Below are 15,105 nucleotides of genomic sequence, written 5' to 3'. Positions count from 1 at the left end.
GAAACCTTCATGATTACGGATCAAGAAAAAGGTCAACAAAAACGAAAAAACATCTTGGAATCGACACAAGAGGTAATTCACGAAGCTTTAGATAAACTCGGCTATCCAGATGAGATGTACGAGTTATTAAAAGAACCGCTTCGCATGCTGACCGTTCGGATCCCTGTTCGCATGGACGATGGCTCAACGAAGATCTTCACAGGCTATCGCGCTCAACATAATGATGCGGTCGGACCGACTAAAGGGGGAATTCGGTTCCACCCGAGCGTAACGGAAGTAGAAGTCAAAGCATTATCAGTATGGATGAGTCTAAAAGCAGGAATCGTAGACTTGCCTTACGGTGGTGGGAAAGGCGGAATCGTCTGTGACCCACGCGAGATGAGTTTCCGTGAAATCGAACGTTTGAGTCGCGGATATGTCCGTGCCATCAGTCAAATTGTTGGACCTACAAAAGATATCCCGGCTCCGGACGTGTTCACAAACTCACAAATCATGGCATGGATGATGGATGAATACAGTCGCATCGATGAATTCAACTCACCTGGATTCATCACAGGAAAACCGCTCGTTCTTGGCGGGTCGCATGGTCGTGAGACAGCGACGGCAAAAGGAGTGGCCATCATGATTCGTGAAGCGGCACTTCGTCGCGGAATCGAATTGAAAGGTGCGCGGGTCGTCGTCCAAGGATTCGGGAACGCGGGAAGTTTCCTTTCTAAATTCATGTACGATGCAGGGGCGAAAGTGATTGCGGTCAGTGACGCTTACGGAGCTATCCATGATGAGAATGGTCTCGATATCCCGTATTTGTTAGATCGTCGCGATTCATTCGGTACGATTTCGACATTATTTAAAAACACGATCTCGAACAAAGAAATGTTAGAGCTCGATTGTGATATTTTAGTCCCAGCTGCGATTGAGAATCAAATTACAGAAGACAATGCGGACGCGATTAAAGCATCGATTGTGGTCGAGGCAGCCAACGGTCCGACGACGAACGAAGCAACGAAAATTTTGACTGAACGTGGAATTCTCCTCGTGCCGGACGTGTTGGCGTCAAGTGGTGGGGTCACGGTTTCGTACTTCGAATGGGTACAAAACAACCAAGGTTACTATTGGACGGAAGAAGAAGTTGAGGAAAAACTTGAAAAAGTACTCGTTCACTCGTTCAATACGGTATACAATACATCTTCAGCCCGTAAAGTCGATATGCGTCTCGCCGCCTACATGGTCGGTGTACGCAAAATGGCGGAAGCCTCACGTTTCCGTGGCTGGGTCTAATTAAAAAAAGTTCGGTCAACTCAAGTTGACCGAACTTTTTTATACGTTAATGCGGTTCGCAATCGTATCGGCAATCGCCTTGCCGTGGAATCTACCGTTCTCAATGAAGATCTTGTTCGCATCGTTTCCGGCTGCGACCACGCCCGCAATGAAGAGGTGTTCGACATTTGTTTCAAACGTTTCTTCATCGTATGTCGGGACACCACTCTCTTCATCGATCACAATGCCTGCATTCTCGAACAGATGGTGGTCGGGCTGATAACCGGTCATCGCGAAGACATGATCTGCATAGACATGCTTCTCTTCACCGTGTTGCCGGTAGTAGACGCCATCATCGGTGATGCGTTCGATTGTCGCCTCAAACTCCATTCGAACTTTCTCATGACGGACGAGTGAATCGAAGTTTGGAAGAACCCATGGTTTGACGGAAGGGCTATACGAATCGCCTCGATAGAGTACCGTCACAAAGGCACCAGCCTTTTCGAGTTCGATTGCCGCATCGACAGCGGAATTATTCCCGCCGATGATCGTGACGTGTTGTCGATAATAAGGATGTGCCTCGTTGAAATAGTGATGGACGTGCGGCAACGTTTCGCCAGGTACGTCAAGCAGACGAGGACGTCCATAATAGCCTGTTGCTAAAATCACATAGTCCGCTTCGCGAATGGTTTCGCCACGTCGTTCATGTCTTGATGTCACAACGAATCGGTCACTTTTTTTATCGACCGACTCGACCGTTTCGAACGGGTGGACGTTTAAACCGGTACGTGTGACGACTTCTCGATAATAGACGAGTGCATCTTGACGACGTGGCTTCAAATCCTTACATATGAACGGAATGTCTCCGATCTCGAGCAAGCTCGCGGAAGAGAAGAACGTTTGATGCGTCGGATACCGATAGATGGCGTCGACGATATTTCCGCGCTCAATCACCGTACAAGAGACTCCGATCTTCTCCAGTTCGATGGCGGCCGAGAGACCGCATGGCCCGGCACCTACAATAATCGCTTGTTTGTTCACTGAATATCACCTCTTTGCTCATTGTAGGGAAGGGGGCGCAGTTGCGCAAGGTTATTGCTGGAAGCTAAAGCTATGTTCCATGACTGACTGGGATGAGCCGGACTCGAGTTCGACGAGGAGTCGTAAACGAGCTTTTTGTGAATTCAATCCGTTTGAAAAAATGACACCCATCTCTTTCAGTTGTTTGCCACCCCCGTCGTAACCGTAAACATCTTGAACGATTCCGTTGAAGCAACGGCTGACAATCACGACGGGAATCTCTTTGACTAAATGTTCTAGTGCGGACAAGAGGGTCGGCGGAACGTTTCCTTGCCCTAACACTTCAAGGACGAGTCCGTCGTACCCAAGCGTGATTACAGATTCAAGTAAATCTGGTTCCATTCCTGCGACGACTTTCAACACGGCTACACGTTTTGAGATGGACAGAATCATTTTCGGTTGTCTCGTTGCTGGTTGACTATAGATGAGTACATGGTCCTTTGTGACCATACCCACGTTACCGAAGTGCACAGACTTGAATGTGTCGACTGAAGACGTGTGCGTTTTGGTCACGTTGAATGCCGAATGAATCTCACCGTTGAAAACGACAAGCACGCCTTTTCCACGAGCCGCTTCGCTTTTTGCGACGCGAAGCGCTGTGATCAAATTAAATTCTCCGTCCGAACCGACCTCGTTCGAGGACCGCATCGCTCCTGTCAACACGATTGGGACAGGCGCACCGAGCGTGATTTGTAAGAAGTAAGCCGTCTCTTCTAATGTATCGGTACCGTGCGTGATGACGACTCCGTCATACGTGTCTTGTGTCAGTTCACGTTGGATGAACTGTGCCAATTCAAGCATCTTCTCTGGAGTCATGTGAGGTGACGGGATATTTGAAAAGTGCTTTGTTGTAATGTGAGCAATATCCGTCGCTTTCGGAAGGGTGGCGTCGATTGGATTGACATCGCTCGGTTCGACGTGTCCTGTGCCGGATTGTGACATGGCGATAGTACCGCCGGTGTGGATCAGTAATAAATGATTCATAAGTGTCCTCCTAATTATTTTTATGAAGATTTCCATTTTCTAGGCGTTCTCTACTTTTTCTTTCAGACAATTCAGTGTATGCTAGGGAGAGAAAGGAGAGATGCATCATGATCGCAATCGCCTTGTCTGCGGTTGCACCTGGGCTCGCCCTTCTTTCCTACTTCTATCTACGCCATGAGTTGGAGGCAGAACCGCTCGGATATGTGATTCGTTCTTTCGTGGCCGGAGCCGTTCTCGTGTTCCCGATCATGTTTATCCAATATGCGTTCGTTGAAGAGGGAGTGCTTACTGGACCGTTTTGGCAGGCGTATGTCGCCACTGCCCTGCTTGAAGAGTTTTTTAAATGGTTTATGATTTATTATACAATATATATACATAAAGTCTTTGATGATTACTACGACGGGATTCTCTATGCGGTCGCCTGCTCATTAGGCTTTGCGACTTTAGAGAATTTTTTATACTTATGGGTGTACGATTCATTAGAAATTGCGATTTGGCGAGCAATCCTGCCTGTGAGCGGGCACGCTTTGTTCGCGGTCGTGATGGGGTACTGCTTAGGACGAGCGAAGCATTCGATTCGAGAACGGCTCTGGCTGTTCATGGCAATCTTTTCTGCGACGGTCATCCACGGAACGTTTGATTTGATTTTGATACTCGAACCGAATCAAAAGCTTCCTGCCGTGCTTTATATCGTCATTTTATGGACCGTGGCACTTTTACTCGTGCGAGCGGCAAACTTGTCCAATCGTCGACAATTTAAATAAAGGGGAAGAATCAGTATGTTAAAAGAAGGTCAAGAACTGAGAATCGAAGTGGAAGGGCGTGCAGAGGGGAAAACGAAAATTGCAGCCATAACCGATCAAGTCGTATGGATTGAGTCGCCGAGTGACATGATGACGCTCAAAACATTTTTTTTACATGAAGAGGAGGCCATGCGGGTCTTTTTCTTCCAAGGAGACAATCAGCTGTTCGCATTCGACACGAAAGTCGTGAAGCGAATCAGCGATGCCCAAATGACATTACGCTATGCGTTCAATTTGCCAGATGAGAAAAAAATCAAACGGATTCAGCGTCGTGAATATTTACGTGTTCCAGAAATGATTGACGTGACCGTTCTTGCAACCGATGAGGAAAGTTTCGAATCGTTCGAAACAACATCTCTTGACATATCTGCTGGGGGGATGAAAATCATCGCCAACCGCGCTCCAATCGAAGTAGATGAGTCCCTGATTGTCGTGTTTCGAATTGAGGATGAGCATGGCTCGCCCCAGAACTTCCGTCTTAAGAGCCGTCTTGTGCGCATACATAAACAGGAAGTGAAAGAAGAACTGTCTCTGGCATTTGAAGATTTGACCCCTCGTGACCAAGAGACGATTTTACGATACTGCTTCCGTGTTCAGCTTGAAGCGCGAAAGCGGACAGGGTCTGTATTTTCTTCAAGATAAAAAACTGTTATGATGTTCTCGGGATTATTGACCGAGAGGAGGAGGGTATCGGGAACACTCGATACCCGTTTTGTATGAAAAAATCATTACAAATTGCTTTAGACGGACCAGCGGGTGCTGGGAAAAGTACGATTGCCAAGTCGCTTGCGAAACAATTAGGGTATGTGTACATCGATACAGGTGCAATCTATCGGGCGGTAACGTATCGCGCCTTGAACGAAGGGATTGCGCTCGAAGATGGACCAGCACTTGCTCAGATGATCGAGGACATGTCATTACGACTCGTCCCATCGGAAGAGGGACAACGCGTATTTGACGGTGAGGAAGAAGTGACGTCTGTCATTCGCTCGAGTGAAGTGACGAATAACGTCAGTTTCGTCGCACGTCAACCTGAAGTGCGTGATGCCTTGATGGACCTTCAACGTGATTTGGCTAAAGAAGGCGGTGTCGTCATGGACGGCCGCGATATCGGAACACATGTCTTGCCGAATGCCGATTTAAAAGTGTTTATGACCGCTTCGGTCGAAGAACGTGCCCGTCGTCGCCATGAAGAAAATATCTCGAAAGGCATCCCGAGCGACTATGAACAACTGATCGAAGAGATTGCGCTTCGTGACAAACGCGATTCTGAGCGTGAAGTGGCACCTCTCCGTCAAGCTGAAGATGCCCATTTCCTCGATACGACGACGTTGTCCATTGACGGAGTGGTTCAAGCAATTGAACGATTAATTGAAGAGGTGAAAGCATGAGCAAGCCATTAAACAATGGACCGTTCGGCATGTATCGATTGGCGAGAGGCGTCGTGAACGTCATTCAACGCTTCTCGTTTCAGGTCGAATTCATCGGTCGGGAGAATGTTCCGATGGACGGGTCGATCCTTGTCTGTTCGAACCATCAGTCAAATTGGGACCCGGTGCTTCTCGCATGTGCGATTCCAAAGCAGCGTCCGCTCCGATTTTTTGCGAAGAAAGAACTTTTTAGTGTCCCGGTACTGAAGCATATTTTGAAGCGTGCAGGTCAGATTCCAGTATCTCGTGGGGAAGGTGACCGACAAGCGCTTCGTGTCGTGCTTCAAAAGTTGAAAGAGGATGAAGTCATCTCTATCTTTCCGGAAGGAACGCGTTCAAAAGACGGTACGCTTGGAAAGGCGCAAGCCGGTGTCGGTTTTTTTGCGATGCGTTCGGATGCACACATTTTACCGATTGCCATCATTGGCAAGTATAAGTTTCGCGCAAAACTCCGTGTTGTTATCGGGAAGCCGATCGACTTGTCAGAATTGAAAGCACGTAAGGCGAGTGCGCAAGAAGCGGCCGACTTGATCATGGATACGATTTCCGAACTCTACTTGAAGCACTCGTAAACGAAGTAAAAAACGGATTGTGGAATTGAGGTTTAAACTTCTTTCAATAGAGGTACAATCTTCATAACGCCTTGACAAATTCTCGGAATTATAAGAGATTTATACTAGGTGTAAGCGCCTTTGGCGCTCCTTTTTGTACTCATCGTGAGGGGGTAGTGTTGGAATGGTCGAAGAAATGAAAGATATGCCTGATTTTGAAATTAATCGTGGTCAAATTGTGACCGGAACAGTCGTCAAAATCGAGGATAAGCAAGCGCTGATCGATATCGGTTATAAAACCGAAGCGATTTTGCCAATTAGCGAAGTATCAAGCATGCATCTAGACGATTTAAACGAATCACTCCAAGTGAACGACGAGATTCGTGTCAAAGTGAAAAAGGTCACGGACGAAGAAGTAGTCGTTTCGAAAAAAGACGTCGATGCCGAAGCAGCATGGGATCGCATCGTTGAAAAATTCGAATCAGGTGAAGTGTTTGAAGTGATGGTGAAAGATAAGGTCAAAGGTGGTCTTGTCGTCGATATTGGAATCCGTGGATTTATCCCTGCATCCCTTGTCGAAAGTCACTTCGTCGAAGACTTCTCGTCATACTTGAATAACCCAATTACCGTAAAAGTCGTCGAGAAAGACCGCGAAAAAAATCGCGTCATCTTGTCACATAAAGCAGTTGTCGAAGAAGAGATGAGCGCGAAGAAATCAGAAACGCTCGAATCGCTTGAAGTCGGACAAGTAATCGAAGGAACAGTCCAACGATTAACTGATTTTGGGGCGTTCGTCGATATCGGTGGCGTGGACGGTCTCGTTCACATCTCGGAAATGGCACATAGCCGCGTCGAGAAGCCGAGCGACGTCGTAACTGAAGGCGACCGCGTGAAAGTGAAAGTGCTCGGGCTCGAATTAGATAATGAAAAAGTGAAACTTTCCATTAAAGAGACACAACCTGGTCCGTGGGAAACCATTGAAGGGAAGATCCAGCCGGGAGATGTCATCGAAGGAACTGTCAAACGTCTCGTGACGTTCGGTGCGTTTGTCGAAGTCGCACCACAAGTGGAAGGTCTGCTTCACATCTCGCAAATTGCGAACCGTCACATCGCGACGCCGTCTGAAGTCTTGTCAGAAGGCCAAGAAGTGAAGGTGAAGGTGCTAGATGTTCATCTCGATGATAAGAAAATCTCATTGTCGATGCGTGCGCTCGAATCATCTGAACCGACTCGTCAAGATGATGATCAAGCGTTACTTGATGAATATAGCGACCAAGGAGGATTCTCTGTCTCAGAATTGACAGGTGATGATTCTTCGGACGACTCTAAATAAGATGATCGTTCAAGCGGGAGTCATGCTCCCGCTTCTTTTTGTATGGTCACTTAATTTTGCCTGTGATATGATAGGTAAGTTGCGTTTCGAAATGATGAAATGATGAAATTTTGATAGAAAGTTAGTGAGGTGTTGTTATGGGAATTCCAGTAGTGGCCATCGTTGGCCGTCCGAATATCGGAAAATCCACAATTTTTAACCGTATCATCGGTGATCGTGTCTCGATCGTCGATGATAAACCGGGTGTCACACGTGACCGTATTTACGGAACAGGAGAGTGGCTCAACCGTAAGTTCCATTTAATCGATACAGGTGGGATCGAAGTAGGGGACGAGCCGTTGCTCGTTCAAATGCGTCATCAGGCGGAACTCGCCATCGATGAAGCAGACGTCATCATCTTCATGGTGAATGGACGTGAAGGGATCACGGCGGCTGATGAAGAGGTTGCGAACTTGTTGTTCCGTTCGAATAAACCGATCGTTCTTGCCGTCAACAAAGTCGATAACTTTGAAATGCGAGATCTCATGTATGAGTTTTATTCCCTCGGATTCGGAGATCCGTTCCCGATTTCGGGTACGCACGGGTTAGGACTCGGTGACTTGTTAGACCAAGTATTTGAACTCGCTCCAGAAAAAGACGAGTACGAATACAACGAAGACGTGATTCAGTTCTCATTGATCGGTCGCCCGAACGTAGGGAAATCAAGCTTGACGAACTCAATCCTCGGTGAAGAGCGTGTCATCGTTTCAAACATTGCAGGTACGACTCGCGATGCGATTGATACACCGTTCACACGTGACGGACAAGAGTACGTCATCATCGATACGGCAGGTATGCGTAAACGCGGAAAAGTATATGAATCGACAGAGCGTTATAGTGTCATGCGCGCACAAAAGGCGATTGAACGCTCGAACGTGGTTCTCGTCGTCCTCGACGGGGAAGAAGGAATCATCGAGCAGGACAAGCGTGTCGCAGGTCTCGCGCATGAAGCCGGGAAGGCGATTGTCATCGTCGTCAATAAATGGAATGCCGTCGAAAAAGATGATAAGACGATGAAGAAGATGGAAGAGAAGATTCGTCAAGAATTCTTATTCCTCGACTATGCGCCGGTTGTCTTCTTATCAGCGCTCACGTCAAAACGCTTGCAGACATTGTTGCCTGTCATCAAACAAGTGGCAGAAACACATCGCCGTCGTATCTCGACGAGCGTATTGAACGATGTCATCGTCGATGCAGTCGCGATGAACCCGACACCGACGGATAAAGGACAACGATTGAAGATCAACTACGCAACTCAAGTGGCCATCGAGCCGCCGACGTTCGTCTTGTTTGTCAACGATCCTGAGTTGTTGCATTTTTCGTATAAACGTTATTTAGAGAATCAAATCCGTAAAGCATTTGACTTCACCGGGACACCGATTCACATCGTGGCTCGTCAGAAAAACTAATAACGGGGGTGCCACTTATGGCAAACGTAGCTGTCATCGGAGCGGGGAGCTGGGGAACGGCCATCTCGCTCGTGTTAGCGGATAATGGCCATGATGTCCTGCTCTATGGACGTGAACAAGAACATGTGGATGAAATCAATTCGTCACATACGAACTCGTTTTATTTGAAAGACGCGCCATTACCTGAATCAATTCGTGCGACGACGAACTTGAAAGAAGCGTTAGATGGTCGAAGTATCGTCTTTCTCGTCGTCCCGAGTTCGGCGATTCGTCCTGTCTCAAAGGAATTGAACACATTGTTGACGGAACCTGTCACCATCGTTCATGCCGCAAAGGGGATCGAACCAAAAACGCATAAGCGCCTTTCAGAAATCATCGCCGAAGAAATCGATCCTTCTAAGCGTCGGGCAATCGGTGTATTAACTGGACCAACTCATGCTGAAGAGGTTGCGGTCCGTAAACCGACGACCATCACAATCGCATGTGCCGACCTTGATGTCGCGGATGAAGTGCAGGAGCTCCTCACAAACGATCAGTTCCGCGTGTACTTGAATTCTGATGTCGTTGGAGCCGAGTACGATGGAGCACTGAAAAATATCATCGCCCTAGCGGCGGGTATGACGGATGGGCTTGGTTATGGGGACAACGCGAAAGCTGCCCTCATGACTCGTGGGATTGTCGAAATTGCTCGACTTGGCGTGAAGCTTGGAGCGAACCCTGCCTCGTTCTCAGGATTGACAGGGATCGGAGACTTGATTGTGACGGCGACGTCACAACATAGCCGTAACTGGCGAGCTGGTAACGCCATCGGTCGTGGTGAAAAATTAGAAGACGTTCTCGGGAACATGGGAATGGTCGTCGAAGGCGTCCGTGCCTGTGAAGCAGCCCATTCCCTCGCCAAAGAAGCGGGTGTGGAGATGCCGATCACAGAGGCTCTCTATAACGTGTTGTTTGAAGGGAAGAGTCCTCATGATGAAGTGAAAAAATTGATGAGACGCCCGCAAAAACACGAGATGGAACAAGTTTTTCATTTTGAAGAATAGACAGATTGAGAGAGGAGCTGACGTTTTCGTTCAGTTCCTCGCTTTTTTTTGTTTTTCTTGAAGTCTGGAGAACATAGAGAAAGTAGGGGGATAGACGTGACACCGTCACTCATCAAAATGTGGATATCATTCGCAGGGATCGGAGCTTTCGCCATCGCTGCATTAATGGTCGCACTCAGTCATACGAAACTGAGCGGTTGGTTCGCCACGCTCGTCAGACTGATTGCTTTCATCATTTTCTTATTTGGGACTGTAATCATGATTTTTGTCGTCGTCTCAGGACCGACTGGAGGATAAACGAAAAGAAAAAAAAGATTGTCGCTATCAGTCTGGTTTTGACGACACTGTTAGCAGGGTGTATGTTTCCTGAATCAGAGCGGGCCAACAATATCCCGTACGAAGATCAATTGAATACGGTACAAAGTGCGGTCGATGCCTATCGTGAGCAATCTGGGGTATTGCCAATCAAAACGAAACCAGCAGAAACGCCTCTCATGGAGCGTTACCCAGTTGAATTCGCTCGTCTCGTGCCTGGCTATTTAGCGGACCCACCGGCGAATAGTTTCGAAGGTGGCGGGTTGTTCCAATATATCCTCGTCGATGTCGAGACGGAACCGACCGTGAAGCTGATCGACTTGCGTGTGTCTGAGCGGTTGCAACAACTTCAAACGAACATCAACGCATTTCGGGCAAAAGAAGGCAAGTTCCCATTTGACGGATCATTAGGTAAGAATCAGTTCACGCTCGATTATGATAAAATCTTTGTCACAGAAGAGCCGTTCATTCCAAGTCCTTATTCGGATCGTGAACTTCCGATCTATGTGGATGGCACGGGCCAACTGTTTGTAGACTATCGAGAAGATGTGAAGGAAGCGCTTCAAAAGACGGATGAGTCGCCGGAAATTGGCGAAGATATTCGTTATTTGCTCTATAAAGATGCTCCATTCGCCCCAGCTTATTCGCAAGGATACACAATTGATGAACAAGGAGAAGTCGTTTTTTTTAACAACTGAACCTGTTTTGACAGTGAATGTCGAAAAAAAAAACAAAAAATGTTGTCATATCAACGTTTGTACGATATGATTAATCCCGTAAACTCCCTGTGAGAGGAGGTGAATCGTGATGAACAAAACTGAATTGATCCAAGCTGTTACTGAGAAAGCCGATGTTTCTAAAAAAGAAGCAACGAAAATCGTAGAAGCTACGTTTGAATCAATCACTGAAGCACTCCAAAACGGTGAGAAAATTCAATTGATCGGTTTTGGTACTTTTGAAGTTCGTGAGCGTGCTGCCCGTAAAGGTCGTAACCCACGTACAAAAGAAGATATCGAAATCCCAGCGAGCAAAGTTCCTGCATTCAAAGCAGGTAAAGCGCTCAAAGATGCGGTCAAGTAATCTGCAATACATAAGTCGCCGAAAGGCGGCTTTTTTTGTTGGGTTTACGAGTTCGAATGACGTGAATGTGACAAAAATGTGCTATACTATGTCAGAATGACAATGAAGTGGACGAGGGGGGATAGCATGGAACAGTTGACAAATGAATTCGTTGTCACAGACCTTGCTCGTCAAATCGAAACACGTATGAATCATCCCTATTTGACGAAACACGAGGTTGTACCAGCCGTCGACATGTTATTGCTTCGTTGGATGGTCGAGATGATTGATTTGGAATCGATTGAGCATCGACAACTCGTGATGGCAACCTATTTCGCACATCAAGCGCTTGATTTACACGACCAAGTAAACAGCAGCCCGAAGGGGTCTTTGGCACGCCAATTAAAAGTGCTCGCCGGGGACTTTGCATCGGCTCAGTTTTATAAAATCTTGACGGACTTTCCATCATCATACAGTGATCGATTCGGTCAGTCTGTACAGCGGGTCAATGCGGCGAAGTGCACCTTATTGCTTGAGAAGAACGTTTCAATGAACGTTTGGCTCGAAGCGAACGTCGGATTGATTCAAACACTTTCCGAACTGATTGAACAACCTTATTTGACAACGAGCGGGAAACGAATGATTGAAATGAAAGCGACAGCGCTTAAACAAGACCAAAAAGAGCAACTCACGAAGTTGCTCGCGCATGCGGTCGCTTAGAACGGAAAGGATGTTACGCGTTGCAACCGATAAAAAAAGAGCAAAAAGTATACGAAGTATTTCAGTCCATTTCTCCGAGCTACGATACGATGAACTCGATTATCAGCTTCCGACTTCATAAATGGTGGCGACGGACAACAATGAAAAAAATGAACGTCTTTCCGGGGGCTAAATGTTTAGACGTTTGTTGCGGGACGGCTGACTGGACGATTCAATTGGCAGATGCTGCTGGAAACACGGGTGTTGTGAAAGGACTCGATTTTTCAGAGAACATGCTAAAAGTGGGAGAGGAAAAGGTCAAATCTTGGCCGAACATCGAATTGCTTCATGGAAATGCGATGGCTCTTCCGTTTGGTGACAACTCCTTTGACTATGTCACAATCGGATTTGGACTCCGAAACGTTCCAGACTACATGACGGTCTTGCGTGAAATGCACCGCGTCTTGAAACCAGGTGGAACAGTCGTTTGTCTCGAAACGAGCCAACCGACAGCACCGCTTTTTAAAGAGTTGTACCGTTTTTACTTTGGAACGGTCATGCCGCTTTTCGGTAAGGTATTTGCCGGTTCATACGATCAGTATAAGTGGTTGCAGGAGTCGACCGATCAGTTCCCAGACCGTTTGACTCTCAAGCGGATGTTCGAAGATGCCGGGTTTGAACAAGTCGAAGTGAAGACATTCTCCGGAGGTGCATGTGCCATGCATCTAGGAAAGAAGTGGTGAACCATGTCTTTGAAGCGACTTTATCGTCATATGAACCGAGAGATTGATCAAATCGATCAATTCTTATCTACTCGAGTCAGGACGGACCACCCTGTCATTGAATCGGCATCGCGCCAATTACTCGATGCTGGTGGCAAGCGCATCCGACCCGCCTTCGTCTTACTGAGCGCCGGGTTCGGTGAGACGAAAGATATCCGTTTGACGAAAGTTGCCTCAAGTCTTGAGTTGATTCATATGGCATCACTCGTCCATGACGATGTCATCGACGACGCGATGCTCCGTCGTGGCAAACCAACCGTGATGGAACGATATGATGAAACAGTAGCGATGTATACAGGGAATACGTTATTCGGAGAAGCGATTCGTCTCGTATCCGAAATTGATTCACCAGAAGTGATGCGCATCATGGCAGATACGATGGAACGAATCTGTGTCGGTGAAATCAATCAAATCCAAGATCAATTTGAGTGGGGGCAATCACCGAAGCGCTATTTAGATCGGATTGCGCGAAAGACCGCTCTGTTGATTGAAACGAGTTGTGCGGCAGGAGCTGTCATCTCTGGAGCGTCTCCACAAATCGTGAGGCAATTAAGTCTGTTTGGATATGACATCGGTATGGCTTTTCAAATGACGGATGACTTGCTTGATTTTACCGCTAAGAGTTTTCAGCTCGGTAAACCGGTCGGGGAAGATTTGAAGCACGGTCATAAAACGTTACCGCTCCTATATTCATCTGAGGATTCCGACTTTTATGAACGCCTCCGTCAAGTGAACGCCTCGACGGATACGGAAGTGACGAAATCTCTCGTCCGGGAAGTGCAACGAAACGGAACGTTAGAACGCAGTCAACGGACGATTGATCGTTACGTCAACCGTGCCATCCGCCGACTAGACGGGTTGCCGGATGTTCCAGACAAGCGGTCGTTAATTGAAATTGCGCAATATATTGGGAAACGCAAATGGTAAATGCCCCATGTAAACCCTTTCAAAAATGTGTTGGACCGTGTACACTAAATACGTACAACGTACACATTTATAGACTTAGGGGGATTTGGGGAATGGAAAAGACATTTTTAATGGTTAAACCTGATGGGGTAAAACGTGGATTGATTGGGGAAATCATCTCACGCTTCGAAAACAAAGGATATACGTTGAACCGTCTCGAAATGGTGACACCGTCAGTTGAGGTCGCAGAGGCACACTACGCAGAGCATAAAGAAAAGCCGTTCTTTGGTGAATTGGTCGAGTTTTTGACTTCTGGTCCTGTCGTTGCGATGGAATGGGAAGGGGAAGACATCGTGGCCGTCTCTCGTTTAATGATCGGGAAGACGAAACCAGTGGATGCTCAACCAGGAACCATTCGCGGTGATTTTGCATCGACGATGTCACAAAACGTGATTCATGGTTCTGATAGTGTGGATAGCGCGGAACGTGAACTCTCACTTTGGTTCGCTGAAGTGGCTTCACACGTTTCATGACTTTTCGAGGGACGGGGAAACCTGTCCCTTTTTGTTTTTCTTTGAATCGCCTGAGGTCACAAGAATGCGGAAATGAGAAAGAATTGAGGTTGAAATTGGTGATGAATGATTATGCCATCTTTGTAAAAAAGTTTTATATCAAGTCGGGTATTGACTTGAACTTATATAAAGAGGCGCAGATGAAGCGCCGTATGGTCGCACTACGCGAAAAGAAGGGGTATGCATCGTTTTTAGAGTATTTGAAGGCGATGGATACAGATCGTCAACTTTATGAAGAGTTTCTCGACCGGATGACAATCAATGTGAGTGAATTTTATCGCAACCCGATTCGTTGGCAACAGCTTGAAGAGGATATCCTCCCGCATCTGATTCGCTCGAGTCAAGGGAAGCTTCGCGTATGGAGTGCTGCCTGTTCAACCGGAGAAGAGCCATACTCACTTGCCATGTTGTTGTCGAAACATCTTGCCCCATCTCAATTTTCAATTATGGCTACGGACTTAGATGAAATCGTCATCGAAAAAGCGAAGCAAGGAAAGTACCATGAACGGGCGCTCATCGATTTGCCTGAGGAGTTTCAGAAACGCTACTTTACCCGTCGTGGCGACGACTATTATATTTCAGATGAAATCAAGCAGCTGGTGACGTTTAAAAAGCATAACTTGTTAGCGGATGTGTACGAACGCAATTTTGATTTGATCGTCTGTCGAAATGTCTTGATTTACTTCACTGAAGAGGCGAAAGAGAAGGTATATACGTCGTTCCAACGGGCGTTACGTCCAGGTGGGATGCTATTTGTCGGTGGGACGGAACAAATTTTCCAACCGAAACGTTACGGCTATGCAATGAAGCAAAGTATCTTTTATGAAAAAATGGATGGATGAG

The 15,105-nt window shown here is 47.0% G+C and carries 18 protein-coding genes; 16 read left to right on the top strand and 2 right to left on the bottom strand.

The window, feature by feature from the left end:
- Nucleotides 1–9: 9 nt before the first annotated feature.
- A complete protein-coding gene (locus tag BBB58_RS10740) occupies nt 10–1,278 on the top strand; it encodes a Glu/Leu/Phe/Val family dehydrogenase (RefSeq protein ID WP_074037199.1) in 1,269 nt (422 codons plus the stop codon).
- 39 nt (nt 1,279–1,317) lie between these two features.
- Here BBB58_RS10740 and BBB58_RS10735 read toward each other — a convergent pair whose 3' ends face one another.
- Nucleotides 1,318–2,298, bottom strand: coding sequence for a YpdA family putative bacillithiol disulfide reductase (locus BBB58_RS10735; protein WP_074037198.1), 981 nt, complete (start codon nt 2,296–2,298; stop codon nt 1,318–1,320).
- A 51-nt stretch (nt 2,299–2,349) separates the two neighbouring features.
- Nucleotides 2,350–3,321 carry an asparaginase gene (locus BBB58_RS10730; protein WP_074037197.1) on the bottom strand — a complete coding sequence of 324 codons (972 nt, stop codon included), beginning with the start codon at nt 3,319–3,321 and terminating at the stop codon, nt 2,350–2,352.
- Between the two features lie 107 nt (nt 3,322–3,428).
- On the opposite strand from BBB58_RS10730, the gene prsW reads away from it, so the two are divergent.
- The 15 genes from prsW (at nt 3,429) to BBB58_RS10655 (ending at nt 15,104) form a co-directional block, all read left to right on the top strand.
- Nucleotides 3,429–4,085, top strand: coding sequence for a glutamic-type intramembrane protease PrsW (prsW, locus tag BBB58_RS10725; protein WP_074037196.1), 657 nt, complete (start codon nt 3,429–3,431; stop codon nt 4,083–4,085).
- A 15-nt stretch (nt 4,086–4,100) separates the two neighbouring features.
- A complete protein-coding gene (locus BBB58_RS10720) occupies nt 4,101–4,766 on the top strand; it encodes a flagellar brake protein (protein ID WP_074037195.1) in 666 nt (221 codons plus the stop codon).
- Nucleotides 4,767–4,840: 74 nt separating this feature from the next.
- On the top strand, nt 4,841–5,515 hold the full coding sequence (cmk, locus tag BBB58_RS10715; RefSeq protein WP_074037194.1) for a (d)CMP kinase: 675 nt from the start codon (nt 4,841–4,843) through the stop codon (nt 5,513–5,515).
- Complete coding sequence (locus BBB58_RS10710) at nt 5,512–6,126, top strand: lysophospholipid acyltransferase family protein (protein WP_074037193.1); 615 nt, start codon at nt 5,512–5,514, stop codon at nt 6,124–6,126. The genes cmk and BBB58_RS10710 overlap by 4 nt, the downstream gene beginning before the upstream one ends.
- A gap of 163 nt (nt 6,127–6,289) precedes the next feature.
- Nucleotides 6,290–7,438: a 30S ribosomal protein S1 gene (gene rpsA / locus BBB58_RS10705; protein WP_074037192.1), complete on the top strand. Its 1,149-nt coding sequence runs from the start codon at nt 6,290–6,292 to the stop codon at nt 7,436–7,438.
- 137 nt (nt 7,439–7,575) lie between these two features.
- Nucleotides 7,576–8,886: a ribosome biogenesis GTPase Der gene (der, locus tag BBB58_RS10700; protein ID WP_074037191.1), complete on the top strand. Its 1,311-nt coding sequence runs from the start codon at nt 7,576–7,578 to the stop codon at nt 8,884–8,886.
- A gap of 17 nt (nt 8,887–8,903) precedes the next feature.
- A complete protein-coding gene (locus BBB58_RS10695; RefSeq protein WP_074037190.1) occupies nt 8,904–9,929 on the top strand; it encodes an NAD(P)H-dependent glycerol-3-phosphate dehydrogenase in 1,026 nt (341 codons plus the stop codon).
- A 96-nt stretch (nt 9,930–10,025) separates the two neighbouring features.
- Nucleotides 10,026–10,226 (top strand): DUF2768 domain-containing protein, encoded by a 201-nt coding sequence (locus tag BBB58_RS10690; protein ID WP_015881463.1) that lies wholly within the window; start codon nt 10,026–10,028, stop codon nt 10,224–10,226.
- Nucleotides 10,227–10,288: 62 nt separating this feature from the next.
- A complete protein-coding gene (locus BBB58_RS10685; protein WP_074037189.1) occupies nt 10,289–10,942 on the top strand; it encodes a YphF family lipoprotein in 654 nt (217 codons plus the stop codon).
- Nucleotides 10,943–11,051: 109 nt separating this feature from the next.
- Nucleotides 11,052–11,324, top strand: a complete 273-nt coding sequence (hbs, locus tag BBB58_RS10680; RefSeq protein WP_015881465.1) for a non-specific DNA-binding protein Hbs — start codon at nt 11,052–11,054, stop codon at nt 11,322–11,324.
- 126 nt (nt 11,325–11,450) lie between these two features.
- Nucleotides 11,451–12,023, top strand: coding sequence for a heptaprenyl diphosphate synthase component 1 (locus BBB58_RS10675; RefSeq protein WP_074037188.1), 573 nt, complete (start codon nt 11,451–11,453; stop codon nt 12,021–12,023).
- A 20-nt stretch (nt 12,024–12,043) separates the two neighbouring features.
- On the top strand, nt 12,044–12,745 hold the full coding sequence (locus tag BBB58_RS10670) for a demethylmenaquinone methyltransferase (protein WP_074037187.1): 702 nt from the start codon (nt 12,044–12,046) through the stop codon (nt 12,743–12,745).
- Between the two features lie 3 nt (nt 12,746–12,748).
- Nucleotides 12,749–13,711, top strand: a complete 963-nt coding sequence (locus tag BBB58_RS10665; protein ID WP_074037186.1) for a polyprenyl synthetase family protein — start codon at nt 12,749–12,751, stop codon at nt 13,709–13,711.
- 92 nt (nt 13,712–13,803) lie between these two features.
- On the top strand, nt 13,804–14,223 hold the full coding sequence (gene ndk / locus BBB58_RS10660; RefSeq protein WP_015881469.1) for a nucleoside-diphosphate kinase: 420 nt from the start codon (nt 13,804–13,806) through the stop codon (nt 14,221–14,223).
- A 101-nt stretch (nt 14,224–14,324) separates the two neighbouring features.
- Nucleotides 14,325–15,104: a CheR family methyltransferase gene (locus BBB58_RS10655; RefSeq protein ID WP_074037185.1), complete on the top strand. Its 780-nt coding sequence runs from the start codon at nt 14,325–14,327 to the stop codon at nt 15,102–15,104.
- Nucleotide 15,105: the final 1 nt, after the last annotated feature.

Origin of the sequence: Exiguobacterium profundum (genome assembly GCF_001909285.1) — a bacterium.
Classification (GTDB): domain Bacteria; phylum Bacillota; class Bacilli; order Exiguobacteriales; family Exiguobacteriaceae; genus Exiguobacterium; species Exiguobacterium profundum.
The sequence above is the reverse complement of the archived record's forward strand: the minus strand, read 5'-3'. Positions and strand labels throughout refer to the sequence as shown.

Excerpts from the sequence above, each read along its gene's own strand:
- BBB58_RS10665 (WP_074037186.1), top strand. The coding sequence starts at position 12,749 with ATGTCTTTGAAGCGACTTTATCGTCATATGAACCGAGAGATTGATCAA.
- BBB58_RS10740 (WP_074037199.1), top strand. The coding sequence starts at position 10 with ATGATTACGGATCAAGAAAAAGGTCAACAAAAACGAAAAAACATCTTG.
- prsW (WP_074037196.1), top strand. The coding sequence starts at position 3,429 with ATGATCGCAATCGCCTTGTCTGCGGTTGCACCTGGGCTCGCCCTTCTT.
- BBB58_RS10720 (WP_074037195.1), top strand. The coding sequence starts at position 4,101 with ATGTTAAAAGAAGGTCAAGAACTGAGAATCGAAGTGGAAGGGCGTGCA.
- der (WP_074037191.1), top strand. The coding sequence starts at position 7,576 with ATGGGAATTCCAGTAGTGGCCATCGTTGGCCGTCCGAATATCGGAAAA.
- BBB58_RS10695 (WP_074037190.1), top strand. The coding sequence starts at position 8,904 with ATGGCAAACGTAGCTGTCATCGGAGCGGGGAGCTGGGGAACGGCCATC.
- ndk (WP_015881469.1), top strand. The coding sequence starts at position 13,804 with ATGGAAAAGACATTTTTAATGGTTAAACCTGATGGGGTAAAACGTGGA.
- BBB58_RS10675 (WP_074037188.1), top strand. The coding sequence starts at position 11,451 with ATGGAACAGTTGACAAATGAATTCGTTGTCACAGACCTTGCTCGTCAA.
- hbs (WP_015881465.1), top strand. The coding sequence starts at position 11,052 with ATGAACAAAACTGAATTGATCCAAGCTGTTACTGAGAAAGCCGATGTT.
- BBB58_RS10710 (WP_074037193.1), top strand. The coding sequence starts at position 5,512 with ATGAGCAAGCCATTAAACAATGGACCGTTCGGCATGTATCGATTGGCG.
- BBB58_RS10655 (WP_074037185.1), top strand. The coding sequence starts at position 14,325 with ATGAATGATTATGCCATCTTTGTAAAAAAGTTTTATATCAAGTCGGGT.
- BBB58_RS10685 (WP_074037189.1), top strand. The coding sequence starts at position 10,289 with ATGTTTCCTGAATCAGAGCGGGCCAACAATATCCCGTACGAAGATCAA.
- cmk (WP_074037194.1), top strand. The coding sequence starts at position 4,841 with ATGAAAAAATCATTACAAATTGCTTTAGACGGACCAGCGGGTGCTGGG.
- BBB58_RS10730 (WP_074037197.1), bottom strand. The coding sequence starts at position 3,321 with ATGAATCATTTATTACTGATCCACACCGGCGGTACTATCGCCATGTCA.
- rpsA (WP_074037192.1), top strand. The coding sequence starts at position 6,290 with ATGGTCGAAGAAATGAAAGATATGCCTGATTTTGAAATTAATCGTGGT.